Consider the following 25,253-nt stretch of genomic DNA (forward strand, 5'->3'; position numbering starts at 1 on the left):
GTGAAAATTGCTGAATAGTTTGTCAGATTTTACCGCAGACATAAATTGAGTTTAACGTAGAAAATCCATTAACAAAGCAACACTGTCTGATTAAATCACGTAAGCCATAAAGTAAACCGTAAAACCTGCTTTATGAAATACGTACCATTCCTACTAATTTCCTTGTTAGCGTTTAATAGCTGTAAACAATCCTTAACCGATACGCCTATCGCACCTGTCGCGCCCATCGCTTTTAGTGTGCCTGCCGATTCGATCAAATTAAATCCTTATGGATATACTCCTCTGGCTGCTTTAGTCAGTTTCTCGACTCCAGTGGCGGGTAAAACCTTTATTCGTGTTCAAGGGAAGCATGGCAAATTGACTACTATTGAGCATACCTTTACTGATACAGGTACTCAGCACTCAGTACCTGTAATTGGTTTATATGCAAACTATGCGAATACCGTGGATATACGCGTCGTTAACGATAGTGGCGATACACTCGCTAACAGCACCGTGACTATTCAAACGGGCGATTTACCACCAAATATGCCAGCGTCAATTACAGCGGCTCCTTTTGATGAAACTAAGGTAGCTTCCGGGCTGATTTTAGTAAGTAATTATAGTACGCTTGGTACGAGTAGTCCATCGACTCCGTACTTCATGGATGCTTATGGGGATATCCGGTGGGTATTAGATTACCGAAGTCATGATCAATTAAAAGCCCTGAGCTTTGATGATGGCATTGAGCGATTAAGAAATGGCAATTTCTTTTTTGGCGATATCAATACGTCTGTTATTTACGAAGTTGATCTATTTGGTAAGCTAGTTAATCACTGGGATCTATCCGGTTATATCTTCCACCACAACGTGATTGAAAAACCCAATGGTAACTTTGTTCTGACGGCTAGTAAGCCTGGTAGCACGAAAACTGATGGAACAGCTACTATTGAAGATTACGTAATTGAAATTGACCGCCAGGAGGGAAATATTGTCAATGTGTGGGATCTGAAACAATCTCTTGATGAACAGCGGACTGCATTATCCCAGAGTTCCTATGTCACTGCCAGCGATTGGTTCCACGGTAATTCAGTGGTTTACGACTCCACAGACAATACCATTGTTGTTTCAGGGCGCCATCAGGGGGTGGTTAAACTAGATTATCAGAATAACGTCAAGTGGATTTTAGCCCCCCATAAGGGTTGGACTGTTAACCGACGTAACGAAGATTTAACGCAGTATTTATTAAAACCTGTCGATGCTAATGGCAATTTGATTACTAGTTCCGATGTTATGAACGGCTTAATAACTACGGCTGATTTTGAATGGAACTGGTACCAGCATAGCAACATTTTTTTGCCCAACGGCGATATAATGGTCTTTGATAACGGCGATATTCGTGAGTATAATAGTGCTGCGAGTAGATACAGCCGGGCTGTTGCCTATAAGATCAACCCCACTACTATGACGGTTCAGCAAACCTGGACGTATGGCCAGGAAAGAGGGATAGAAACCTACTCGCAGATCATCAGTAGCGTCCAGTTCCTGGCTGCATCGAACCACGTTATATTTGGGCCAGGCTATCAGGTTTCTAACACTACTGGCCAGGGCGGAAAAGTAGTGGAAATTGATTATGCAACCAAAGAGGTGGTTTCTGAGATTAGCATTTCATCAGCTAATGGCTGGGGTTTTCACCGGGCGAAGAAAATGAGTGCTTATCTTTAATTTAACCTTTCTTGTCCTTCCAACGTTAGAGGGAATCTTAAAGCCCCATATCAACCAGGCTTGAGATTCCTCCTGGCGTGGGAAGGGCAAAAAGTAAGCTCATATTTTCTTGACCGCATTGGAATAATAACGACAAGTGGTAGACAATGAGTAAAGAAGCGCTACGAAATTACATTCAACAGAATTCACCTGCATCCAGGCTAATTGTTGAAACCATTGCAGAACATTTTGAACCAAGAGAATTTTCAAAAAACGATTTCTTTCTAAAGGAAGGTAAAATCAGTAATGACTATTTGTTTTTGGCTGAAGGCTTAATGCGGGCATTTAGTTATGATACTAACGGGAATGAAGTAACCACTTATTTCTATCCTGAGAATCGAATGGTATTTGAAGCGGCTTCTTTTTTTACACATACCATTTCTGCTGAAAATATACAGGCTATCACTGTTTGTAAAGGATTTACGATAACGTTTGAAAAATTAAATATGCTTTTTCATTCCATCCCCGAATTCCGTGAATTTGGTCGATTTATGTTAGTGAAAGGATTTGTTGAATTTAAGCAACGAACACTAGCCTTAATTACTAAACGTGCAGAAGAACGATATGAAGATTTAATTACGTCTAATCCGGAAATTTTTCAATATGTACAGCTAAAACACATAGCGTCTTATCTCGGCATTACCGATACCTCATTGAGCAGGATACGAAAAGAATTTTCAAAAAAATAAGGCCAGTTTCATTTCTTGCCATTTGGCAAGTGCTTTTGTCTGGAGTACTAGTTCCTTTACATCGAAATTGAATCAATGAACAACGAGATTCTTTCTGACGATGACTAGTATCAACACTACCCCAATCGCCTTTAACGGCTCTTTCCCAATACATTATATGGAGAACATGCCACTTTATGTCTATTTGACATTTGGGGCAACTGTTCTGGCAGCGGTCTGGTTATTCTTTATAGCCACCAACCAGTCAAAAATTTTTTTAGTCTCGATCGGTGCATGGATAGTACTTCAATCTGTGCTTAGTAGTATAGGATTTTACAGTGATCCCGTGTCGGCATCTAAGCGATTTCCAATGCTGTTTCTGCCGCCGTTGATTTTCTTTGTATCTCGATTTTTTACTAAACAAGGGAAGCTTTTTATTGACGGTCTGGATATTAAAACACTAACTATTATTCACATAATAAGAATACCTGTTGAGCTCGTTTTATTCTGGTTATTTGTTCATAAATCAATTCCTGAAGCCATGACGTTTGAGGGTAGAAACTTCGATATCCTATCCGGTCTGACAGCTCCACTAATTTATTACTTTGGGTTTGTAAAAAATAAGCTCAGTAAATCTGTGATAGTAGCCTGGAATTTTGCTTGTCTTGCCTTGCTTATCAATGTCGTGTCAGCGGCCATATTATCCTTACCGGATCGATTTCAACAATTCGGCTTTGAACAACCGAACACAGCTCTCGGCTATTTTCCATTTGTGTTGCTACCAACCTGCTTAGTCCCCTTAGTAATCTTTTCAAATTTGGCGGCTATTCGGCAACTACTTATAGGAAAGACGATTGCTGTATAAACTTCACTTTTTTAGAAAATCCTAAGCTGCTTTTTGCGATGGTTTCAGCTCTTGATTCAACGTAGGAGAAATTGCACCATGTGCTGTATAGGCGGCTAACAAAATGTCGAAAATTCCAAAATAGGCGTAAACATTTGCCAGCATAGTTTCGGGCTTTTGAGTTTTTGTCTGCAACTCTTTATAGCTTATTTCCTGGCCTGTTTGTAAGCCAGAATAGATACCATAAGCAAGTAGCTTTCTGAGTAGGAGAAAAACCGTGTTCCACTCTGGAAACTCCTGATGCAATTCATGTAACTGCTTTGGGGTTTCTCCAGAATCAATTTCAGTAAAGTAGCGCCTAATCTCCTCGATCTCTTGTTGGCTAAATTGTATAGTCATTGGATGTATTGTTTTGGTATGCAATGCAGAAAAGACAACGCTACCGAATCGTGTTTTCCAAAACAATGACCGAAGGTCCGGTTGTTAGCCATTTTTTACCTAGTCCGGTGGTATCGCCTTGTGGTATGAAATACACAAACGAACCCAAAACAAGATCAATATCTCCGTCGGCATCCATGTCGCCAGCATCCATAACCACCCATCTTCCCTTAGAGGCTTCTGGAAATGAATAGTCGTCAAATTTTAAATGCCCTTTATTTTCCAAATAGATAAAGCTTTCCTCTGGATAGCGAAGATAGTCTGGGAAAAATGAGATGGCAGCAATATCCAGGTCACCATCCAGATCATAATCTCGCACCATCGCCTTATAAGCGCCATTCAATTGGTAGAAATACGATTGTTTAAAGTTGGATTTTCCGTCATTAAGAAAAATATAAATGCCGTGATAATTCTTCAATATTGGTGTTTTGTCCGCATTGTCTCCGCAGACATAGACGATATCGTCAAAGCCATCTTTATTAAAATCAGCCAATTCAATATGCTGGGACCCATTGAGTGGCAAGAAGGATAACAACCGCTTCTCCTGAAACTTTCCCGATCCTTGATTTATATAAAGAAAAATACCCTCATCACCCTGCGCCATAAGCACATAAATATCCATCAGCCCATCGTTGTTGGCATCCTTAATAATGGCCGTGATCGCACCGGGCTTATCACGCAAAACTCTTTTCTCGTAGCCTCCTTTTCCATTATTTTCATACCACGCCAATTGACCCGTTTGATTGCCAAATTCACAGGCCACTACGTCTTCTAATCCATCTTTATTCAGATCGCCGTAGGCCATATAAACAGGCCGCCGTAAATCTGGAATCGCTATACTTTCTAGTTTATACCCTGGCTCCGATCCACTTTTTACTAATCGTTGCATGGTTCCATTGGAGGCATCAGTTGGAAAAACTCCCTTTCCAATCGTTGTCAGGTATAGTTCATTTGATTTTTCATAAAACTGAATTGGTGTTGATTCGACCCGCATACTATACTTCTCCTGAAGATCGGGGGTTAGAAATGTCAAATTATTACGCCTACTTTTTCCATCACTAAATACAATCCCTCGATTGTTAGGAAGAATTTTGACCATTGCGGTCAATGCAGGTCGATTCGAGAAAGAGGGCTCTCTGTAGTTGAAATGGGGTAACCCTACTCGAATTTTATGTTTACGAAGAGGAGGTAAAATGGTGTCTGGCGCATTCTCAATATAATAGTTCTCTATTTTACGCCAATCTTCTTTTGCCAAAATTGGTCTTTCCGGAAAGATGTTGGCAGCACGCACAATTGAGCCGCTCTCGCCCTCATCAAACAAACTGTCGGGTCTGGAGCCACCACTGTATATACCCATGCGATGCCCCATTGCCGGAAGTACATCTCGCCAATTCGTTTTTGCTAATAATTCGGGCTTTACAAAAGCATGGCACCGACTACAGTGTGCTATCGACAGTTCTTTTCCCGAGAGTGCCGAAACAGGTATATCGTTAAATTCAATTTTATCATTTTGCCTTTTAGCCGTACATGAGACAAGTAGGTATAATAAAATATAGAATGGGATTAGTTTTCTCATTAGACAAAAAACGAAGTCGGGCGATTGGCAACTAGCATAGGTCAACAAAGCAGAATTGAACTTTGCTTTTTAGTAAAAGTAAAGAATTAACATAAGCCTACTACTTCAGGACTGATGGCTGGCGTGTGATTTCTGGGGTTCTGGAGTTGGTCAATACAGATGATCCAGCGCAGTTGCCTGAACCTTTGTGAAACTGCGAATGTCTATTTATCGACTTTACTAATCAGCAATCAACCAACGCCATGAGATTTGTCTTTTTACTAGTTGTATTCTGTAACCATGTAGCCTTCTCCCAATCAGCTACTGTAAAAGGGTTACTTCCGGTAAGATTTTCTGGAAAGCCGGTGCAGTTAACGCTCATGAATTATGAAACACGGAAAGACAGGAAAGTTCAGGAAGTAGTGACAGATGCGAAAGGGGCGTTTCAATTTACCATACCGTTGAAAGAACCCCTCATTTATACAATTAGCGTTGCAGACTCGGGCTTGGTGCAGGTATTGGCAAAGCCGGGGGATGCCATCAATTTGCAATTCAAAAAAGATGAAATTCTGAGTTCTGGTTCTCAGGACACTCAATACCTGATCGACTATGAGCGTAATCGCAAGAATGTGTTTAACAAATACCTCAAGCGTACTTACGATTCATCGGCAGTGGCCGTAAAAAGTGGAGATAAGGCCCGAATTGAGTATTGGAACGTTGAACATGAGAAAGCATCTGAAAATTATAAGGCCGAGCTGGCTACCTGGGTGAAACAACCTTTCTTTATCAACTCGCTCGCTGCGGTTCATCACAGCATGCGCTGGCATTCAGATAATGACATTGACCTGATGGACCAGATGGTTGCCATCTTTCAGAAAAAATACCCCAATACTGAATTGACGCGACAGCTTGTCAGCAAGGTGACGACAACCAAACGCATTGCGTTGGGAGCTATAGCGCCAGAATTTATGTCAAAGGATACCGCTGGCCATAGCGTTGATTTGAAAAATTATCGAGGAAAATACACCTTGATTGATTTCTGGGCTTCCTGGTGCGGACCGTGTCGGCAGGAGAGCCCAACGCTGGTGCGGCTTTATTCGACCTACAAAGACAAAGGATTCTCTATTTTAAGTGTGTCGATCGATACGGATAAATCCAGGTGGGAGAATGCCATCAAGAAAGATGGTTACACCTGGGAGAATGTGTCCGAACGGGATGGTTACTCTGGTTCAACGGCCGCTTTGTACACGGTTACGGCCATACCTAATAGTTTTCTGCTTGATAAAGACGGGAAGATTATTGCCAAAAATCTGAGGGGAAAAAATCTTGAGGCTAAATTAATTGAGCTCATGGGCAAGTAAGCTAGGCCCCAATGTTGACCGTATACAATTGATTGACGCCTGGTCGGAGCGCTGTACGACTACTAGTTTAAGAATGATCAGATTGATGTCTGAGGGCTGTCTGTATGGAGCTGCACCGAGACAACTTGGCTATCATAAGATTAAGTTTACATATTCCCCATTCGATAAATTTGTAATTACATACATAGTACAGAAGTGCTACTCTGTTGTTTTCACTATTGAAAATATCAATACTTTTGTGGGGTAAATTGTCCCTTTGGCCCCCGAATAGACATTGCCTAAGGCATCTATCTGCATTTAACTTGTACTATAAACATGAGAAAAACTCTGTTAAGTTTCGGGGTTTTAATTGCCCTGGCAAACGAAATTCAGGCCCAAGACAAAGTAGGCTCTTCTGTGGAAACGCTTACGCAGCAGTTAACCTATTATCAACAGAAATCGGTCTATTTATCGAAACGTTCTAAGGTATTAACGCGAAAGTTATTACTGGTTGACAACAGGAATAAGAGGCTGATATTTAAGGTTGAAGAACTACGTCGTGACAGTCTTCAGTTACGCAAGGTTCTTCAGGATGCCCTCGACGACAATCAACAGCTGGTCAAATCTTATGAAATGCGAATTCAGGGAATGGCCGGTGAGTTGCATGCGCTTCATGATTCGCTCGCTGATCTGAAAATAGTCAAGCGTGATATGGATATTATCAAACGCTATTTTGACTCAGCTTTACTAGCTAAACGAGAATACGGCTTGCCAGTCTACAAAGTTGTTCAGGCGCTGAACGATAGATTCAGGAAAGCAGACTCTCCCTACCAAATTAAGCTCAGTTCTGGCCAGGAGCTGGTTATTACGGAAGACTTTACGTTGAAACGGCCAGCATTTCTTTTTTTGAAATCGAACATTCACCTGCAAGGGGAGTATAAAATTAGCTTAAAGCCTCACCCATTTGACGAAGGGAGAACCCTGGTTGATTGCCAGAATAGCTTTCTGAGAAAGCATGGCAATACGTTACTTTATGATAGTCAATACGGAAATAAGGAACAGACTGAAAATCGGCTCTTCCGTTTTATAGATCAAGCTATCTATTCAAATGACGTACATGCTAAAGTATCTAGTCATAGTCTTGTCTATTAAAACTGTTTGTCTGGCCAAATTAGATGACACGCTTATCCATAGACAGATTCATTTTCCAGATACAACGGCTACCTCTTTTTTACGATCTCAAATCGAAGATGGGCTTTGTTATTGGAAAGTAGGTGACTATAATCAGGCTGAGCGGTGCTTCAGATTGGCTGCCGATCATAAATATAGTTGGGGCCAGTATAACCTGGCTCTTTGCTATTTCCACGGCAAAGGCGTAGCAAAAGACCTGGTAAAAGCAGCTAGCTTAATGCGACTGGCATCTAGTCAGGGTAATCAGGAAGCTCAAAGTGCATTGGGTAGTATGTATTGCTATGGGCTAGGTGTTGAGAAGAATTATGAAGAAGCTTTGAAATGGTATCAGTTAGCGGCTAAAGCAGGGAACACTACGGCCTATACATATATTGGTTATCTGTATGAGTTTGGACTGGGCGTTCCACAAAACTATTACATGGCCTATGAGTGGTATCAAAAAGCGGCTGATAAAGGCAGTGGCGATGCAATGCAATGCTTAGGGGGATTGTATGAAAATGGAAAGGGTGTTGAAAAGAATATAAACGAAGCGTTAAAATGGTATAGAGCAGCTGCTGAACAGAGTCTTCCTGAAGCCTGCTATCGAGCTTTTCGCATTTACTACTATGATCTATTGGACACCGTAAACAGCTATAATTATTTGGCTAGGGCAGCGGCTCAAAATCATGTTGCGGCACTATATGAACTGGCAGAAGCCTATTATCTGGGCCTGCTAGGACGCTCAATTGATAAGCAAAAGGCATTTCAGTATTATCAAAAGGCAGCAAACTCAGGTAGCTCGCTGGCACACATGGCGCTCAAAAACAGAACCTTTAGTAGTTCTAATTAGACTGGATTTTCGGTAGTAAGCCTGATAGCTATTAAAAAAGAAGCTGCAATTATACCTCTCCTAACAATCTTCCTCCGATACTGGAGTATCAGAAACTTGCCCGGCTAGTGCATTTATAAGTATACGTATATAGATTATCGTTAGCGTATACTTAGTGAATGACAGATAAGAACCTAAAGCTATACCAGCCGAAATAAAAAGTTGCTCAACTTACCAAAGCTGGATGCTTACAAAGAAAAGTAAATGAGAAAGGCGGCCCTGACTCATATCTTACTAATGCTAGTTGCCTTTTACGCAACGGCGCAAAAGGCAACGTTCGAGTTTTTCACAACCGCCGACGGACTAACAGGAAATCGAACTTCTTCGGTTACTCAAGACGATCAGGGGTTCATCTGGTTGGTGAATGATGGCAAAATTCACCGTTATGACGGACGAAATTTTGTTGTGTATCCAGTTCCGAAGAAACTACTAACTAATAAGGAACACTTATTGGGTTTAGCTTCCTGGCAGGATTCGTTGTTGTTTGTATGGAGCGAGAATTTTCCATTCCTCTTCAATCCCAAAACAGGGAATTGGCAATCCATAAAATTAAAGGAGAAGGGGACTAAAAACGATGGAAGCCATTTTTGGCAAGGTTTGGGGAGCGAGAATGCTGTAATGAGCAGAGTGAAAAAAGGCTTTGGAGCAGCTTATGTCTGGCGTTCTCAGGATAGTCAGTTGGTGCCTGGCCCTCTTTATAAAGCCCCTAGCTTGCTAAACACCTACTATTGGTCTGGTATTGATTCCTTCGACTATACAGAGTTAGCTTATCAAGATACGCTATACCACGTAGACAAATCAGGCAGTATTACCAAAGTAACACTACTGGATAATATTTGTACTGACTGCTCTAATCTTTGGTTTCAACCTGGTTCGAATGGGACAGTAGTAATGCTGTCAAAAAATCAATTTTATAAGCTGGATAAGGCTAAAAATAGGTTTGTGCCACATCCTGCCAACCGCTTCCTACATTCAGATAAAGGTTATTTGCTCCGATTTATTTTGGAAAAAAATGGTAGCATCTGGGCTTGTGGTCCCGACAGAAACCTCATTTATTATGATGTCGAAAAGGATACCCTGTATAATTTTCAGGACGAATTGAAACAGTTACTGCCCCATCGCAATGATTTTATGGGGTTATTTCAAGACAAAACCGGGATTATTTGGGTAGATACAAGGTTGGGGTTACTAAAGGTAAGGCCCCGGTATAATCCGTTTGATACGTATCTTAAGGGATTGGATCAATCCAATTCCTACTATAGTTTCAGAGGATTTACGGAAGATCCACAGGGAATGATATACGGGGTATATTACAATGGAATTGCAAAGTTTGACCCCGCAAAAAAACAACCGCCACGACTTTATACATTCAATCCGCTTCCCGCCTTATTTGACCTTTCTACAGAAAGGAATATGATCTGGATAAACGGCGGACAGCTATTAGATCCAAAATCAGGTAAGGTAACCAATGTGCCAAGTCCATTTCATGAAAATCCACTTATTGACAACGGTTTTTTTGCCAGAGATAAGGATGGGACATTATGGTGGGCTTCCCATTACGTATTGTATCGATTAACTAAGTCGACAATCGGTTTTTATTGGACGAAGGAATTGACATTGCCGGAGAAAATTTTAAATAGAACTGAGGCACTTTATTCAGGGATGCAAAGCGGAAAATTATGGCTCAGCTTTAACGGGAAATTACTACAGTACGATCCGAAAACGAAAAAACAGCATTGGCTTGACCCCAAAGACTGGGGATTGCCGGTTGCCCGTATCCTGACCATTCAGGAAGATCGGGTCGGGAAACTTTGGCTAGGTACCGATGTGGGTCTTGTTCAGGTTGACCCTGCCAGGGACATTAGCTGGCACTACACCGTAACTGATGGCTTGCCCAATAATTTTATTTGCGGTATGCTGACCGAAGGCGATTCCTGCCTATGGCTGAGTACGAATCATGGTCTTTCCCGCTTTCATATCCCAACCAAAACGTTCATCAACTTTTTTGAAGAAGATGGCCTGACTTACAACGAATTCAACTGGAAATCTTATTTCAAAGCTCGAAATGGCCGACTGTTTTTTGGCGGAATGCGGGGAGTTAATGCCTTTTTTCCTCAGGAGGTGATGAAAGCGTACCGAAACAGGAATCAGGGAGCCAATATGGTGCTTACGGCATTTGAGTATACAGATGAACGCCGGGATACAGTGATGCGGGAAACTCAATTTACAGCTACTCCCCAAATTGATATCAATCACTGGGACTGGTCGTATTCATTTGAATATGCGCTGACGGACTACAAAAATCCGAAAGAAGTAGTCTACAGTTACAAAATGGAAGGCTATAAAGACAGTTGGTCAATACCTTCTAAATTCAACTTTACTCGATTCAATAGTTTACCTAGCGGACATTATATTTTTCGGGTAAAAGCGCGGGATAGCCAGGGGCGATGGCATCCTAATGAATTGGCGGTGAAGGTAGTTGTCTATCCGCCCTGGTGGGCTACCTGGTGGGCTTATGGCACTTACTTTCTGCTGCTTTCTGGCATTTCCTACGCCATTTATTCGTTTCTGAAAAATCGTCTGATGCTCCAGAATGAATTACGACTGAAAGCGGAGGAAGCCCGGCAACTGAAAGAACTGGATTTGGTCAAAAGTCGTCTCTATACGAATCTGACCCACGAATTCAGGACTCCACTTACGGTTATTCTTGGGATGGTCGAGCAAATCCTCGCCCAACCGGAAAAATACCTCGGAGAGGGAATGCGACTCATCCAGACCAATGGTAGAAATCTGTTGCGACTAATCAATCAATTACTCGACCTATCCAAACTTGAAAATAAATCGTTCCAACTCAATCTACAGCAGGACGATGTTGTATCCTATCTTCGGTACATCGCTGAATCGTTCCGATCCTACGCCAACAGTCTGAATCTGTCACTCCAGTTTTTTACCAATCTGGAATCACTGGTGATGGACTTCGATCCTGAACAACTAAAACAGGTGCTGACCAATCTGATTTCCAATGCCCTCAAATTCACGCCATCAGGAGGGGATATCATGGTTCAATTGACAGAGATCGGAGATCAGTTGTGGATTGAAGTCCAGGATACAGGCATTGGCATTGCAGAAGACAAGTTGCCGTATGTATTTGACCGTTTTTATCAGGTTGACAGCTCACATACTCGCCAGAATGAAGGCACTGGTATTGGCCTGGCTCATACACAGGAGTTGGTAAAGTTGATGGGTGGTACCATCAGTGTAAAAAGTGAACCTGGTCAGGGAACCACTTTCATAGTTAAGATTCCGGCAACAAAAACTGCCCCAAGAAGTGATGGAATGGCTTTGGGCTATGTCTCAACAAATGAGATAGTTGCTTCAAATGATTTCCGTGTATTCTCAGATGATACACCCTACACCCTACATCATACAGCCCTACCGCAGCTCCTTCTTATCGAAGACAATCCTGATGTTGTTAGTTATCTCAAAACCTGTCTCGATGGGTTATATCAATTGGATGTGGCATATAATGGGAAAATCGGTATCGAAAAGGCGCTCTCGACTATTCCTGACATCATTATCAGCGATATAATGATGCCCGAAAAAGATGGTTATCAGGTTTGTGACACCTTAAAAAACGACGATCGTACCAGTCATATTCCAATTATATTGCTAACCGCCAAAGCGGGCGTCGAGGCCAAACTAGCTGGTCTGAAACGAGGTGCAGATGCCTACCTGCTCAAACCGTTCGATAAACAGGAGCTACTGATACAACTGGAAGTATTAGTTGAGAGGCAAAAGCGACTGATGGCTCATTTCTCAAAAAACGGTCCTGTTGAAGTACCCCCTCTGTCTCCAGAAGCTCAACCCGACGAAGCATTTGTGCTGGAGGACGTTTTCGTGAAAAAAGTGCAGGAGATTGTGGCCAAAAATTTTGCCGACGAAGCATTTGGCCTGACTCAACTTTGCGAGGAAGTCGGCATGGGCCGATCTCAACTGTTCCGCAAAATGAAAGCCTTGATGAATACCACACCTGCCGATTTTATTCGTTCTTATCGCCTTGCCAGAGCAAAAACTCTGCTTGAGACCGGTACATTTAGTATCTCGGAAGTGGCCTGGCAAACGGGCTATAAAAGCCCCAGCCATTTTTCGAAATCCTTTCAGGAGGAATTTGGGTTCTCACCGAGTGAAATTAGAAATAGCTGATTATAAGCAAAAAAAATACGGTTTCATTAGCTACTAGTAGCTAATGAAACCGTATTTTTTTTGCTTAATGGAACGAATAGACACGAATTTGGGACGAATTGACCAGTCATTTAAGCCTGGTACACTCAACTTTGCACCGGTATCGCTAAAAGAAAAGAAGTTGATCCAGGCTTATTTCATACCTCCTGGCATTGCTTACCAGTTTTAAATCAATGTCCAAAAGTCCCCACCCCAAATCATGAAAACTAGTTCACTATTTGATGATGGCCGTGCCAATACGGTTTCAGGCATATTAATAAATTGGCTTGATGCCATAGAGCACTTTTATTCAAACTATAAAGCACTCTCATTTCTATCGGAGAGCAAAGCAGGACGCTCTTATTTACATCCACAAAACCAATTCATTGGTCAATGCCCCATTCGCCGAATAAATCTGCTAATGCTGCAATTCGACAAGCAAATTACCGTACTGCATAAAGATATAGATTCATCTACCAGTGCGCCTTCCAATTATCGTCTCTTAATCGCTCATACCCAACTCCTGAACGAGTTGAACCGTCAGGCCCAGGAACTTCTATTGCTGGCAGCAGTTAGCAATGACTAAGATTACGTATATAGGTCATAGTGCCTAATTTACTAGCTCACTTCTTTTGTCCAGTAGTACCTCGCCAATCGCCGGGTTGCCTATCTAATCCATAATACACTTTATTTTATTAGCATGAAATGCTGTATCGTTTATACCAGCTGTTTCCGCGATTTGTTGTCAATCAGTGAATTAACCCAAATGCGGTGCCAGGGTCAACGCACTAATCAGGCATTAGGGATAACGGGTGTTCTACTCTATTGCAATGGGAGCGTTATACACGTATTGGAGGGTTCGGAAGCAATTGTAGAGAGACAATATAAAATTTCCCAGAAAGATTACCGACAAAGCCTTATAATCCAATTGTACAAAAGACCGATTGAGCACCGCTGTTTTTCGAACTGGTCAATGGGATACAAAACTTCATCTGTAAGCGAGTTTACTCATTTAATGGATTTGCTCCCATTTTTAAAAGACCCCTACTTCCCGTGGCCAAAGCAGGATAATGACGTTCTGTCTTTATTGCAAATCTTTTATCTAACCAATTATCGAAACTGAAAGACAAGCGAGTGAAAAGCTAGTCTAGGTGCAGCCAGGCAAAGATTCAGTAGGTTGCTGGTGGCTTGCCTGCTTACGCTACTCCAGTCTTATGGGATTCTCTGGATTATATCCTGATAGAAACAGCGGTAACCGCCGTGGTCGCGTTAGCCGTTTATCTGATCAACCGAAAGTTGATAAGTTAGTAAGATAGCCGACTTCACAGCTTTAGAGGATAATACGCCTACTAACGCTGATCTATATTTCCCTCTATGAGAGTCGGACTTTTTATTCCCTGCTACGTAAATCAGTTTTATCCGCAGGCAGCGATTGCTACGTTGCAATTGCTGCGAAAACTTGGGGTCGACGTGGTTTATCCGCCCAGGCAAACCTGTTGTGGACAACCCATGGCCAACTCGGGATTTGAACATCTTACACAGGAATGTAATGATCTTTTTCTGGAAAACTTTTCCGGATTTGATTACATCGTAGCCCCTTCTGCCAGTTGCGTTCTGCATGTGAAGCAGCACTTACATTCGGCTACTGATCCGGCTCTGGCAGATCGAATTCGATCAAGCGTGTATGAATTGGTCGAGTTTTTAACCGATGTCCTGAAAGTAGACAATCTGAAAGCTCGTTTCCCGCACAAAGTGGGTATTCATCAGAGTTGCCACGGGTTGCGGGGGTTGTACCTGGCTCAGATGAGCGAACTCAATGCGTTGCCTTTTTCTAAACCAGTCCATTTACTAAACATGGTAGACGGCCTGGAACTGGTTACGCTGGATCGCCCGGATGAGTGCTGCGGCTTTGGCGGAACCTTTTGTGTAGCCGAGGAAGCCGTGTCTGTAAAAATGGGGAAAGATCGGGTTACCGATCATACAAAAAATGGCGCGGAGTACATTACGTCCGTCGATCTTTCCTGCCTGATGCACCTGGAAGGAATTCTACAGCGGAATAAAAGCGCCGTAAAAGCCGTACATATTGCTGAAATTCTAAACTCGACCTTGTGATGGAAAAACAGACAAAGGATCACGCTGCCCTGGCCGAAGCGTTTATCCAGGATGAGGAGCATGTCAACTGGCACGATGGGGCGCTCTGGTGGATACGGCAAAAACGGGATATTGCGTCTAAGCAAATTCCGGAGTGGGAAGCCTTACGGGAAGCGGCATCCCAGATAAAAAGCAACGTGTTATCTAATCTACACGACTACCTGGTGCAGTTCGAGGCCAATGCGATCAAGAACGGAATAAAGGTGCACTGGGCGGCTGATGCCGAAGAACATAATGCCATTGTTTATTCTATTTTGAAAGAAAAGGACATTCGCCAGATGGTCAAGAGCAAATCGATGCTTACCGAAGAATGTCATCTGAACGAATACCTGATTGAACGGGGCGTCGACGTTATCAACTCCGATCTGGGGGAATACATTCAGCAACTGGATAACGAACCACCCAGCCATATTGTGCTACCCTGCATTCATAAGCGAAAGGAAGAAATTGGGGAGCTTTTCCATGAACATCTGGGAACAGAAAAAGGAGTATCGGATCCCACCTTGTTAACTCGGGTTGCCCGTGGTCACTTACGTAACGTTTTCGTTACCAGACGGGCTGCACTGACGGGGGTGAATTTTGCCGTAGCAGAAACCGGCGAATACGTGGTATGTACCAACGAAGGAAATGCCGACATGGGTGCTCATTTATCTGAAGTGCAGATTGCTTCGATGGGACTCGAAAAGATCGTTCCCCTAAAGAAACACCTGGGCGTTTTTCTGCGACTACTGGCCAGAAGTGCAACCGGCCAGCCGATCACCATCTACTCCAGTCATTTTAAAAAACCGCGCGAAGGTCAGGAAATGCACCTGATTCTGGTCGACTATGGTCGCAGTCGCCAGCTGGGTCGGCCCGAATTTCGGGATTCGTTAAAGTGTATTCGTTGTGGAGCCTGTATGAACACCTGTCCGGTGTATCGGAAGAGTGGCGGATTAAGTTACCACAACACTATTTCCGGACCTATCGGAGCCATTCTGGCACCTAACCTGGACATGAAAAAACATGCTGATCTTCCCTTCGCGTCGACGCTTTGCGGCTCCTGTTCAAATGTGTGCCCTGTAAAAATCAATATTCATGATCAACTGTATCAATGGCGGCAGGTGATTGTCCGGGAAGGCTATGCGGCTAATACCAAAGTGTTGAGTATGAAGGCTATGGCCTGGACGTTATCCTCGCCGACGTCATACTCTACAATGGGGAGAGCCGGGCGATGGGTTTTAAATAATATTCCATTTGCGGTCAATAATAAATTCAATCCCTGGTATAAACAACGGGAAATGCCTGATGGCCCGAAAGAGTCATTTGGCGAATGGTATGCCAAAAACAACGGCTAGACCAATGAAGAGGGGAGTCATTCGAAATAGATTGTTTTTTTTCGACAGGATTGACAGGATAAAACAGGATTGGAGAATAGAAAGAATCCTGTTTTTATCCTGTCGAAAAACCTTTAACCAACGAAAACCGGAATGAGTATCCGCGAAAATATATTAGCCGCTGTGTTGAAAAATCAGCCACCAGCCAGCCCATTACCTGATATTGATTCTTTTAAGGGCGACGCCCAGGATATTATCAGTACGTACTGCGATGTTTTTACCAGCATTGGTGGACAGGTATTCGTAGTAAAGAATTTTACAGAGGTTGCCGCGCTCATCAAAAAAAACTTCGACTCCACGAAGCGTATTGTTACGACTTTGTCGGAGTTGAGTGATGTGTTTGAATTGCTCTCAACTTCCGTTGATCCGCATACCTTCAATGATGTTGAACTAGCCATCATTAAAGCTGAACTCGCTGTCGCTGAGAATGGAGCGGTTTGGCTCCCAGAACAGCGGATGGGCCAACGAATCATTCCCTACATCTGTCAGCATTTAGCCGTAATCGTACCGGCCGAAACCATCGTTCCTACACTGCATGAAGCGTATCGTCAAATTGGAGAAGGGCAATACGGTTTCGGTGCGTTTATTGGGGGACCATCCAAGACGGCAGATATTGAACAGGCATTAGTGTTGGGAGCGCATGGACCCATTACCATGACGGTTTTCGTTCTGAAATAGAATAATGACTCGCCTGTCCCCATTTAATTCCGCCTTGTCGTTTATCCGTAAAACAACGTACGTTTGCTGTATGAGAAATAACCTCATTATTCACTTGTTTTTTGTCCTTTTGTTAGTGCTTTGTCGGGCCGTTCATGCGCAACCTTCCCCAGACATATATCCGTCCCGGCAGTTACTGCTACGTGACGAGGGCCTCTCCAAATTGAACTACATAGACTTGGCGCATCCCGAACGAAACTACTTCGTATCCGTTCCGGCGGGTCGGGATTTACAACTGATTGGCCAGGGTCGGGTGATGATTGGCACCGGCAAAGGCTACGAAGAACGAGACATTAAAACGGGTGCCAAAGTAGCCGAACTGACTACGTTCGACGGTACTATTGCCGCCCGACGTTTACGCAATGGAAATACGATGCTCGTGGGCTTAAACTGGCAGCAGAAAAAAGGCATCGTCCTCATTGAGCTGGATAAAAACCTGACACAGAAACGAATCATTAATTACCCTGACTTTACCTATGTTCGGCTGATTCGGGAAACAGTTGACGGTAATTTCCTGATTACGTCCAATGATCAGGTCTTTGAAGGCAAACCAGATGGCTCTATCCTATGGCAGGCACAGCTTGCGAAACAGGCCAAAGCTCAACATGCCTGGCAGGCGCAGCGACTGGGTAATGGCCATACGCTGGTAAGTGGTGGCTATTCAGGCAATTTTCAGCGATTCGACCAGAAAGGGGTTTTGGTGGATAGCGTCAGTGGGCCGCCAGTTGTACATCCAGATTTTTTTGCTGGTTTTCAGATATTGAAAAATGGGAACTGGGTAGTCGCCAATTGGCAGGGACACGGTCCCGGACACGGGGCAAGTGGTACGCAGGTGCTGGAATATACTTCAGCCGGCAAGCTGGTCTGGTCTTGGAAACAAGATCCCAACCAGCAGTCGTCTATACAGGGCGTTTTGGTATTGGATGGCTTGGATATAAACCGCCTGCATGTGGAAGATGCACAAGGACGGTTGGTACCTAATTGAAAAACTTAAGCATCCCAGCTTATTTACCCGGCAAGACTTTATTCAGAAAATCAGTTATATACGCTAGCGTGGGCGTGAACCAGGGATTAAAGAACATGAACGTATGGGGAGCCTCAGGAAACGTATGGACTTCCGAATAGATACCCAACGCATTTAGTTTTTTTATGAGATCGTCACGCCCGCCGTGCATCCGGTCTACTGAACTGTTCAGGAATAAAACTGGGGGTGTATGCTTGTCGATGTGGTTAAGCGCCGAAGCTTGCTGCCATAAATCGGGGCGTTGCGTTTTTGAGTAACCAAACCAGTAGGTAGCTGCCGAAGTCGACTTCGAGTCATCGCCCTCGCCCGATTCGGGATGAATAAATGCCAGCACCCCGTCGATGTCGACGATACTCTGTACGGTGCTTGAATAACGTGCATTACCCCCTGACCCTTCAAAAGTTGCCAGCCCGTTTGTCGTTCCAATCAAAGTGGCTAACTGCCCTCCTGCCGAAAAACCCAGTACTGCAATCCGTTTAGGATCAACAGCGTATTTAGTCGCATTAGCCCGAATCCAACGAATGGCCGCTTTGATGTCATGCACGGCGGCTGGATACAAAGCTTCTGTCGATAAACGGTATTCGACGGGAATAGCAACAAAACCTTTGGCAGCCAATTGCCCGGCCAGCGTGTTGTTGTGCGATCGGTCGCCAGAACGCCAGCCTCCCCCGTGAATCATCACAACCGCCGGGCGAATTTTACCAGAAACGGCGGGTTGAGCATACACGTCCAACAGGAGATTTCTTCCTGCGATGGGCGTACTATACGTAATCGCTTTCGCAATGCGGACTCCGGCTGGCAATGTTGAGTCGGCCAGCGTAATCTCGGGGTGGTATTGCTTCTCGCGCAGGTAAGAGCCTCGTACAGAGAACGACGTATCTTTCCCACCAGTCGGTCCTAATTGGGCATAGGTGACGTTGGTACTCAAGGCCATGATAAGGAATAGAGAAATAAGTCGATGCATATAATTTTAGGATTAATATCCTTTAAAGTTTTTCAGTCGAATAGTTCGCAGGCCAAACCGAGGCATACCCACCATCAGGGCACTGGTTGACTGGTTCTGTTGTAACGTCAACGTTTCCTTGACATTCCCGTTCAATTCAATCAGCTCGGCTGCTGTGGCATGCCCGCCAATGGTTACTTTTTTCCTATTGCTGTCGCCTTCTGCGTTGAAAAGACGTACCAGTAAATCAGTTCCATCGGCCAAAACGGTGGTTACCTGCAAACCCGTTCCTGTTACGTCTACCAGCGACTTTTCTGGGCTGCCGCTGGTGGAGGTCAGTGCAGCCGCTAATGGCTCATTCCACTGCATGGCTTCGGTCGAAATTCGGGCTTTGTCCCATCGGCCTGCGTGCGGCACCAGGGCATAGTTGATGGTTGTCGGGCCGGTTAAAGTGTGGTTTCTTCCCCACAGGCCGGCTCCTGAATACTGAATGTTTAAGGCAAGAGGAAAATCTTTGCCATGTGCGTAGGTAGTGGTGTGGTCGGTCATTAGGGCAAAACCCTGATCATTCTTCTCGTCATACACATCCACCCAACTGATCAGAAGGTTGTGTTTGATGCTGTCCCAGCGACTGAAAAACGTATCCGTCAACTTGCTTTCCGTTACGTCGAAGGGGGCATCTTTATAAATTTTCTGCGACGAAAAATTGACCGGGAAAAAGGCGAGCAGTTTCTGACTGTCGTCATAAAATGGTTTGGTATAATCTGTTTTATCCAATCCGCCGTGTTGTTTGTAATCGCTGCCAATGCCGATGTTTTTCTGCCAGTCGATGGTGAGGCTACACGCAATCTTTCGGTCGCCCTGTTTCAACGTAATCGTTTGGGTGTAGGGATTTGATACGATCTCACCTTTCAGTTCGACTTTCACCACCAGTGGGCCATTCTCCACAACGCGCACCGTCACTGGTTTTTCGGAACTGGAATGAAAGCCGCCATTGTCGAAGAAGTTGCCCCGTAATTCAGTAAAGCCCCGCTCGTTTTTCGTATCCACCAATTCTTTGTTGTTCAGCGCTTTATCGATCAGACTCTTAATCGTGCCTTTTGATTTGTCGATAACCAGTTTGTATAGATCGCTTTCCAGAATAACATCGCCGTTTTTGGTAACCACCGCCCGCGCTCCTGATGAACGGGTTGATTGTTGATTCATCAATGTATAGGTACTGAAACCCATTGCCGGAACACGCGCCCTGAAGTAAACCGTGGTACCTGACTGACTTCCCAACGTACTGACCTGGATTGGTACTACGTTGTTTTTGCCATCGACCACACGAATTGCATTTGCCTGAGTGCCGGTCGGTAAAACCAGCTCAACTGTTTCGTTTCTAACCGTACCCGTTGTGTTGTACACGTTTACGGTAGGTCTGTTCGCCGATTCTGATACGTGCTCGCGACGAACCGCACCGCCGATTATGTCATCACTAATGCGGTTGGTGTTGTTAGTCCAGGCCACAACTTTATCGGCCCAGGTCTGGCCGGGTTTTCCGTTGTAAGGCACAATCCAGCAGTCATGGTGTTGTGATAGCATGAGGGTTCGCCAGGCTTCATCAATCGCTTTTTGCGGCCAGGGAGTGTTTTGATACACCTCACTAAGAGCCGCTATTTTTTCGGCCATCACGAGTTTATTTTCCGATACCCGTACCTGCTGTGCTATTTTTTGTAACACCTGCGAGCCCCAAACCAGGCTGACTAACATATCCTCCTGCGAAAAATGCCAATCCTGTGTGGGCGTTTTGATCGATAGGTTAGCTACGTAATCCCGCCAGGTTGTGTATTCCGTAGGTTGATAGCCCTTGTCCCCGTTGCCAATCCAGGGGCCGTTTCGCCAGCCTGCATCCTGTAAGGTCATGGCCACGGGATGTTTTATGCCGTAAGCGAGGGCATCGTTGATGTATTTCGGGGAGTTTGTCCAGGCTTCGGTTTGCCAGGTCGAGTTTGGGAGCAGGCCTTCTGTAGCGTATCGGGGCACGGTAGTGATCTGGGTGCCATCGGGACCAATCCAGTTGACTAAGTCACCCCCAAACGCTCTTGTATAGCCGCCCCAGCAGGTGTTGGGGTTTTTCAGGGAAGCGTACTTGTATCCGAATGAGGTCAGAATTTGTGGTAAAGCAGACGTAAAACAAGGCTCCTCCGACGAATAGGTTGTAAAGACGGCCCCCGGAAAATGCTGCCTGACTTTCTTCATGCCATAGTCGAAATGCCGAATGATACTCTCGCCCGATACGTTGTACATGTAACTTTGCCCATAGGCCGGGCTGATGTATTCAATTCGGCCCGTAACGGATTGATCGGCAAATAGCTGTTGTAATTCTTTCAGGGCTTCTGGCTCTCGCACCAAAACCGAATCCCAGGTTTCAGGCTCAATTTCGAGATTGATTTTCCAGAACGGATTCTTTTTCAGTTGATCAACGATGAATGGGGTATAGCCTTTGGGGTAATGCCCGTAAACACCTCCGTGGTAGCCATCGATGAAATACGCTTTCTGGGCCGAGCTGGACAGAGCCAAAAACAGAAACGGAATAATGAACAGGGGACGAGGCATGTTGGGCGAGTTGAGCAACGGTTACTTTTTGGTAGTCCAGACTGGCTCTTTCCAGTCGTCGCTTCGGAAAGGCAGCGCAGGAATATGGTCGGTATTCTCCAGATTGGTCACGGGATAGTTAGTGAAGGCATACCGGACCGCAACGGGTTTTCGGACTTTATCGGAATAAACCTCGATTCTGTTACCTACGATTTTGGCGCCTGCCGGATAAAATACCTGATCGCTTCCGGACAACTGAAAATGCTGGGGTAACTTACCATCATTCGTCGTTAATCCGGTATTGACCGATTCCGGTTTAAAATGAACAAATGCCTTATGTCCATTAAATTCAGCGTATTCGAATTGTGGTCCCTGGTAGCGAACGTCCAAAAAGCCATATGTCCTGTTCAATGCCGTATTGGCCAGCCGGACACCAATTGGTTTCTTGTTTTTCGGATGCAGGTCTTTCGATTCGCCTACGTCCATCGTAACCACCATTTCGGTATTGCCCAGTTCAGAAATCCGTTCCTGAGCTTCGCGGAAAAAGGCGTAATCTGCCCGAACCGGGTCTTCAATGTCATAAAAAAAGGGCGCTACCTGTACATAATAAAACGGCAGATTTCCCTGACTGAAATTTGTTCGCCACGACTCGATCATCGCATACATCAACCGGGTATAGGTACCGCGCTCGTTCCGGTTCGATTCGCCTTGGTACCAGCAAAAGCCTTTGATCGATAGATTGGTAAAGGGATTGATCAGAGCATTATATAAAAGATACGGCCTGGTTACCTTCTCGAACGTAAAACCTCCGTCGATTTTTTCTTTGGATTTTTCAGAGCGCAGATAAGGTTCCAGATACGCAGAATCCAGTGTAGGATGCGCCTTCAGCACCTCTTTCGGTACGTATGCCTGGGCTGCTGAGGCCCCGATTCCGGTAAACAAAAGGCCGACTGGAACATTCAGCTTTTTCTGGAGTGTTTCGCCAAAATAGTACCCCACCGCCGAAAACTCCCGGACACTCTGGGGTGTGCATTCCATCCAGTTGCCCGTCACGTTTTGAATCGGCGTGTCGCTAAAATTTAATTTCGTATTGAACAGCCGGATATGGGAATTGGTAGCCTTCGCAATTTCTGCTTCGGCATTGGGAACCTCCTTCATGGAAAATTGCATATTGGACTGGCCACTGCAAATCCATAGTTCGCCAATGAGTATGTTGGCTAATTGCTTGCTTTCTGTGCCCGACAATAAGGTTAACGTGTGCGGCTTATAATCACCTTCCTGAATAGCAGGTACCGGTACAATCCCCTTGAAATTCCCTGTTTCAGTGGATTTTACCGTAATGGGGGCGGTCCAATCCGGAGTTATGGTTATCTCAGCATTCGGATTCGCCGTTCCCCAAACCGTAAAGGGTTTGTTTTGTTGAACGACCATGTTGTCTGTCAGGGGATCAGCGAATTTCAGGGGAGTTCTATCCTGCGCCTTTATGAACGGGAGAAAACCCATCCCCAACAAAACAACCAGTATGACTTTTACCGACTTGTGCTCTATCATCTTTCGCTACGATTGACGCTTATAAACGCACTCCTATTTACCTGCAAATTCGGAATGGTGCTGTAAAGAGCAAATTCAGATCGTATGTTACTGATTGAAACGTACTACACAACGATAATATCAGTATGACCAGTTGAATGGGTTAACAATCAGGTCTCAATTGAGCGAGTTTCGGTACTCTTTGGGTGTGTGACCGACGTGCTGTTTAAAGAGCCGGGTGAAGTGTTGCGGGTACTTGAAGCCAAGCTCGTAGGCAATTTCACTGACCGAGGCCGTATCGCTCAGTAGTTTTTCTTTCGCCACATCCAGCACTTTCAACTGGATATATTCCAGCGTGGTTTTACCAGTTTCCTTTTTGATCAGATCACCAAAATAGTTGGCTGATAAATTCAGCTGATCGGCGCAATAACTGACGGTTGGCAGACCTTCCGTTTGCGGTTTGTCAGAGTTAAAATAGGCAGTCAGCAATGCTTCGAATCGTTCGATGGTGTCGCTGTTAGCATCGCTGCGGGTGATGAACTGCCGGTCGTAAAACCGTCGGCAATAATTCAGGAACAACTCAATGTTGGCCGCAATCAGGGTTTTGCTGTGCTTATCGGTTCCCTGTTCCAGTTCGTATTGGATCTTGGCAAAACAATCCAGCACCAGCCTTCTTTCCTTTTCCGACAGGTGCAGGGCTTCCCTGGATTGATACGCGAAGAACGTGTACTCATCAATGTGTTTGCCCAGCGATGTGCCGCGGATCAGGTCGGGGTGGAACAATAAGGCAAAGCCCTGCGGCTTGTAATCCTGATTGATGTCCACGTTGATTACTTGCCCCGGCGCGACAAATACCAGCGTCCGATCCTGATAATCATAGGTATGCCGACCATACTTCATATCTCCGCATTTCACATCTTTTAGATACACGGCATAAAAACCGAAGTTCATTCGGGATTCATATTGCTCGGGTACCCGACCCGTAAAGTCGATCACACTGACCAGCGGATGCAGATTTTCCTGATGGTAAAAGGCATCGTGTTCACTGACTATATCAATCCTCAGAATGGTATCCATTGCCTTGTTGGTTATAACGGATACAAAATTACCCATTCCTTCCCGCCAGCCATATCCGCCAGCGCCAATCAGTGAAATTGGTAGGTAAATCCGTAACCTGTATAAAAACGGATGCGGGTCGGTGCAAGACCTTTGTACCACGAGACTGTGGAACCGGAAAATAGTCCATTGAAACGGCCATTTCTCGGCGTAAACCAAGTAATAGATATGGAAAATTGGAAGGATAAAGTCGCTCTGGTAACCGGAGCCGCATCTGGAATTGGGCTGGCAACGGCCAGAGCATTTGCCGAAGCGGGCGCGTCGGTGGCGTTGGCCGATTGGGATGAAAAAGCGGTTCAACATGCGGCCGCACAACTGGCCGCGGAAGGGTACAACACGTTGGCTATCGTTTGTGATGTGTCGGACGATGAGCAGGTTGAGGCCATGATCCAGAAAACGGTCGCTGCGTTCGGTCGGCTGGACGCGGCTTTTAATAATGCTGGCGTACAAAACGAACTGGTCGGGGCTGCCGATCAAACCCGAGCCGACTTCGACCGGGTTACGGGCATCAACCTGCGGGGCGTCTGGAGCTGCATGAAATTTGAGTTACAACACATGCGTCAGCAGGGCAGCGGTGCCATTGTCAACTGCTCGTCGATTGGGGGCATTTTGGGTGGAGCCGAGCGGGGAACGTATCACGCGGCCAAACACGGCGTTATCGGTCTGACCAAAAGTGCGGCACTGGAATACGCTTCGCAGGGAATTCGGATCAACACCGTTTGTCCGGGCCTTATTCATACGGCAATGGCCGATAAGATGATTGCCGGTGGCCAGAAAGAAGCGTTGGATGCCATGCTTCAGGCCGTGCCAGTCGGTCGGCTGGGTCGCCCGGACGAAATTGCGTCGACGGTTGTCTTTCTGTGCAGCGATGCCGCCAGTCTGATCGTAGGGCATACGCTGGTGGTGGATGGCGGGTACAGTATCCAATAATCACGTCAACCCCCAATCAACAAA

At 45.0% G+C, this 25,253-nt stretch carries 21 protein-coding genes; 15 read left to right on the top strand and 6 right to left on the bottom strand.

The window, feature by feature from the left end:
* Positions 1–132 precede the first annotated feature (132 nt).
* The 3 genes from GO755_RS33670 (at position 133) to GO755_RS33680 (ending at position 3,276) form a co-directional block, all read left to right on the top strand.
* Entirely contained in the window at positions 133–1,704 is a 1,572-nt protein-coding gene (locus GO755_RS33670) for an aryl-sulfate sulfotransferase (protein ID WP_157589844.1), read from the top strand.
* Positions 1,705–1,850: 146 nt separating this feature from the next.
* Complete coding sequence (locus GO755_RS33675; RefSeq protein ID WP_157589845.1) at positions 1,851–2,432, top strand: Crp/Fnr family transcriptional regulator; 582 nt, start codon at positions 1,851–1,853, stop codon at positions 2,430–2,432.
* A gap of 100 nt (positions 2,433–2,532) precedes the next feature.
* The gene (locus GO755_RS33680) at positions 2,533–3,276 is read left to right on the top strand and encodes a hypothetical protein (protein ID WP_227687188.1); all 744 of its coding nucleotides are present in this window, start codon (positions 2,533–2,535) and stop codon (positions 3,274–3,276) included.
* Positions 3,277–3,297: 21 nt separating this feature from the next.
* Here the strand turns inward: GO755_RS33680 and GO755_RS33685 are convergent, their stop codons facing one another.
* Together GO755_RS33685 and GO755_RS33690 are read right to left on the bottom strand one after the other, a co-directional pair.
* The gene (locus GO755_RS33685; protein ID WP_157589846.1) at positions 3,298–3,654 is read right to left on the bottom strand and encodes a hypothetical protein; all 357 of its coding nucleotides are present in this window, start codon (positions 3,652–3,654) and stop codon (positions 3,298–3,300) included.
* A 40-nt stretch (positions 3,655–3,694) separates the two neighbouring features.
* Positions 3,695–5,269, bottom strand: coding sequence for an FG-GAP repeat domain-containing protein (locus GO755_RS33690; protein WP_157589847.1), 1,575 nt, complete (start codon positions 5,267–5,269; stop codon positions 3,695–3,697).
* 359 nt (positions 5,270–5,628) lie between these two features.
* On the opposite strand from GO755_RS33690, the gene GO755_RS33695 reads away from it, so the two are divergent.
* The 11 genes from GO755_RS33695 to GO755_RS33745 all read left to right on the top strand — a co-directional run bounded on the left by GO755_RS33695 (position 5,629) and on the right by GO755_RS33745 (position 18,094).
* Positions 5,629–6,609, top strand: a complete 981-nt coding sequence (locus GO755_RS33695) for a peroxiredoxin family protein (protein WP_227687189.1) — start codon at positions 5,629–5,631, stop codon at positions 6,607–6,609.
* 315 nt (positions 6,610–6,924) lie between these two features.
* Positions 6,925–7,740, top strand: coding sequence for a hypothetical protein (locus tag GO755_RS33700; RefSeq protein WP_157589849.1), 816 nt, complete (start codon positions 6,925–6,927; stop codon positions 7,738–7,740).
* Positions 7,706–8,608, top strand: a complete 903-nt coding sequence (locus tag GO755_RS33705) for an SEL1-like repeat protein (RefSeq protein ID WP_198175007.1) — start codon at positions 7,706–7,708, stop codon at positions 8,606–8,608. The genes GO755_RS33700 and GO755_RS33705 overlap by 35 nt, the downstream gene beginning before the upstream one ends.
* A 276-nt stretch (positions 8,609–8,884) precedes the next feature.
* Positions 8,885–12,850, top strand: a complete 3,966-nt coding sequence (locus tag GO755_RS33710) for a hybrid sensor histidine kinase/response regulator transcription factor (RefSeq protein WP_198175008.1) — start codon at positions 8,885–8,887, stop codon at positions 12,848–12,850.
* Between the two features lie 67 nt (positions 12,851–12,917).
* Positions 12,918–13,058, top strand: a complete 141-nt coding sequence (locus GO755_RS33715; RefSeq protein WP_157589852.1) for a hypothetical protein — start codon at positions 12,918–12,920, stop codon at positions 13,056–13,058.
* 30 nt (positions 13,059–13,088) lie between these two features.
* Positions 13,089–13,454, top strand: coding sequence for a hypothetical protein (locus GO755_RS33720; protein ID WP_157589853.1), 366 nt, complete (start codon positions 13,089–13,091; stop codon positions 13,452–13,454).
* Between the two features lie 114 nt (positions 13,455–13,568).
* Positions 13,569–13,991, top strand: a complete 423-nt coding sequence (locus GO755_RS42240) for a BLUF domain-containing protein (RefSeq protein ID WP_157589854.1) — start codon at positions 13,569–13,571, stop codon at positions 13,989–13,991.
* A 251-nt stretch (positions 13,992–14,242) separates the two neighbouring features.
* Complete coding sequence (locus GO755_RS33730) at positions 14,243–14,980, top strand: (Fe-S)-binding protein (RefSeq protein WP_157589855.1); 738 nt, start codon at positions 14,243–14,245, stop codon at positions 14,978–14,980.
* Positions 14,980–16,353 carry a lactate utilization protein B gene (locus tag GO755_RS33735; protein WP_157589856.1) on the top strand — a complete coding sequence of 458 codons (1,374 nt, stop codon included), beginning with the start codon at positions 14,980–14,982 and terminating at the stop codon, positions 16,351–16,353. Before GO755_RS33730 ends, GO755_RS33735 begins: the two co-directional genes overlap by 1 nt.
* A gap of 132 nt (positions 16,354–16,485) precedes the next feature.
* Complete coding sequence (locus GO755_RS33740; RefSeq protein ID WP_157589857.1) at positions 16,486–17,070, top strand: LutC/YkgG family protein; 585 nt, start codon at positions 16,486–16,488, stop codon at positions 17,068–17,070.
* Positions 17,071–17,140: 70 nt separating this feature from the next.
* Positions 17,141–18,094: a hypothetical protein gene (locus GO755_RS33745; RefSeq protein ID WP_157589858.1), complete on the top strand. Its 954-nt coding sequence runs from the start codon at positions 17,141–17,143 to the stop codon at positions 18,092–18,094.
* A gap of 19 nt (positions 18,095–18,113) precedes the next feature.
* Here the strand turns inward: GO755_RS33745 and GO755_RS33750 are convergent, their stop codons facing one another.
* From GO755_RS33750 to GO755_RS33765, 4 genes are all read right to left on the bottom strand, one after another.
* A complete protein-coding gene (locus GO755_RS33750) occupies positions 18,114–19,097 on the bottom strand; it encodes an alpha/beta hydrolase (RefSeq protein WP_157589859.1) in 984 nt (327 codons plus the stop codon).
* A gap of 12 nt (positions 19,098–19,109) precedes the next feature.
* Positions 19,110–21,674, bottom strand: a complete 2,565-nt coding sequence (locus GO755_RS33755) for a glycoside hydrolase family 38 C-terminal domain-containing protein (protein ID WP_157589860.1) — start codon at positions 21,672–21,674, stop codon at positions 19,110–19,112.
* A 21-nt stretch (positions 21,675–21,695) separates the two neighbouring features.
* A complete protein-coding gene (locus GO755_RS33760; protein WP_157589861.1) occupies positions 21,696–23,204 on the bottom strand; it encodes a sialate O-acetylesterase in 1,509 nt (502 codons plus the stop codon).
* 156 nt (positions 23,205–23,360) lie between these two features.
* On the bottom strand, positions 23,361–24,260 hold the full coding sequence (locus GO755_RS33765; protein WP_157589957.1) for a helix-turn-helix domain-containing protein: 900 nt from the start codon (positions 24,258–24,260) through the stop codon (positions 23,361–23,363).
* A 207-nt stretch (positions 24,261–24,467) separates the two neighbouring features.
* Here GO755_RS33765 and GO755_RS33770 point away from each other — a divergent pair, with 207 nt between their 5' ends.
* Positions 24,468–25,229, top strand: a complete 762-nt coding sequence (locus tag GO755_RS33770; RefSeq protein WP_157589862.1) for an SDR family NAD(P)-dependent oxidoreductase — start codon at positions 24,468–24,470, stop codon at positions 25,227–25,229.
* Positions 25,230–25,253: the final 24 nt, after the last annotated feature.

The organism is Spirosoma arboris (assembly GCF_009754945.1).
In the GTDB taxonomy this organism is placed as follows: Bacteria; Bacteroidota; Bacteroidia; order Cytophagales; family Spirosomataceae; genus Spirosoma; species Spirosoma arboris.

Excerpts from the sequence above, each read along its gene's own strand:
- GO755_RS33670 (WP_157589844.1), top strand. The coding sequence starts at position 133 with ATGAAATACGTACCATTCCTACTAATTTCCTTGTTAGCGTTTAATAGC.
- GO755_RS33675 (WP_157589845.1), top strand. The coding sequence starts at position 1,851 with ATGAGTAAAGAAGCGCTACGAAATTACATTCAACAGAATTCACCTGCA.
- GO755_RS33680 (WP_227687188.1), top strand. The coding sequence starts at position 2,533 with ATGACTAGTATCAACACTACCCCAATCGCCTTTAACGGCTCTTTCCCA.
- GO755_RS33685 (WP_157589846.1), bottom strand. The coding sequence starts at position 3,654 with ATGACTATACAATTTAGCCAACAAGAGATCGAGGAGATTAGGCGCTAC.
- GO755_RS33690 (WP_157589847.1), bottom strand. The coding sequence starts at position 5,269 with ATGAGAAAACTAATCCCATTCTATATTTTATTATACCTACTTGTCTCA.
- GO755_RS33695 (WP_227687189.1), top strand. The coding sequence starts at position 5,629 with ATGAATTATGAAACACGGAAAGACAGGAAAGTTCAGGAAGTAGTGACA.
- GO755_RS33700 (WP_157589849.1), top strand. The coding sequence starts at position 6,925 with ATGAGAAAAACTCTGTTAAGTTTCGGGGTTTTAATTGCCCTGGCAAAC.
- GO755_RS33705 (WP_198175007.1), top strand. The coding sequence starts at position 7,706 with ATGCTAAAGTATCTAGTCATAGTCTTGTCTATTAAAACTGTTTGTCTG.
- GO755_RS33710 (WP_198175008.1), top strand. The coding sequence starts at position 8,885 with ATGCTAGTTGCCTTTTACGCAACGGCGCAAAAGGCAACGTTCGAGTTT.
- GO755_RS33715 (WP_157589852.1), top strand. The coding sequence starts at position 12,918 with ATGGAACGAATAGACACGAATTTGGGACGAATTGACCAGTCATTTAAG.
- GO755_RS33720 (WP_157589853.1), top strand. The coding sequence starts at position 13,089 with ATGAAAACTAGTTCACTATTTGATGATGGCCGTGCCAATACGGTTTCA.
- GO755_RS42240 (WP_157589854.1), top strand. The coding sequence starts at position 13,569 with ATGAAATGCTGTATCGTTTATACCAGCTGTTTCCGCGATTTGTTGTCA.
- GO755_RS33730 (WP_157589855.1), top strand. The coding sequence starts at position 14,243 with ATGAGAGTCGGACTTTTTATTCCCTGCTACGTAAATCAGTTTTATCCG.
- GO755_RS33735 (WP_157589856.1), top strand. The coding sequence starts at position 14,980 with ATGGAAAAACAGACAAAGGATCACGCTGCCCTGGCCGAAGCGTTTATC.
- GO755_RS33740 (WP_157589857.1), top strand. The coding sequence starts at position 16,486 with ATGAGTATCCGCGAAAATATATTAGCCGCTGTGTTGAAAAATCAGCCA.
- GO755_RS33745 (WP_157589858.1), top strand. The coding sequence starts at position 17,141 with ATGAGAAATAACCTCATTATTCACTTGTTTTTTGTCCTTTTGTTAGTG.
- GO755_RS33750 (WP_157589859.1), bottom strand. The coding sequence starts at position 19,097 with ATGCATCGACTTATTTCTCTATTCCTTATCATGGCCTTGAGTACCAAC.
- GO755_RS33755 (WP_157589860.1), bottom strand. The coding sequence starts at position 21,674 with ATGCCTCGTCCCCTGTTCATTATTCCGTTTCTGTTTTTGGCTCTGTCC.
- GO755_RS33760 (WP_157589861.1), bottom strand. The coding sequence starts at position 23,204 with ATGATAGAGCACAAGTCGGTAAAAGTCATACTGGTTGTTTTGTTGGGG.
- GO755_RS33765 (WP_157589957.1), bottom strand. The coding sequence starts at position 24,260 with ATGGATACCATTCTGAGGATTGATATAGTCAGTGAACACGATGCCTTT.
- GO755_RS33770 (WP_157589862.1), top strand. The coding sequence starts at position 24,468 with ATGGAAAATTGGAAGGATAAAGTCGCTCTGGTAACCGGAGCCGCATCT.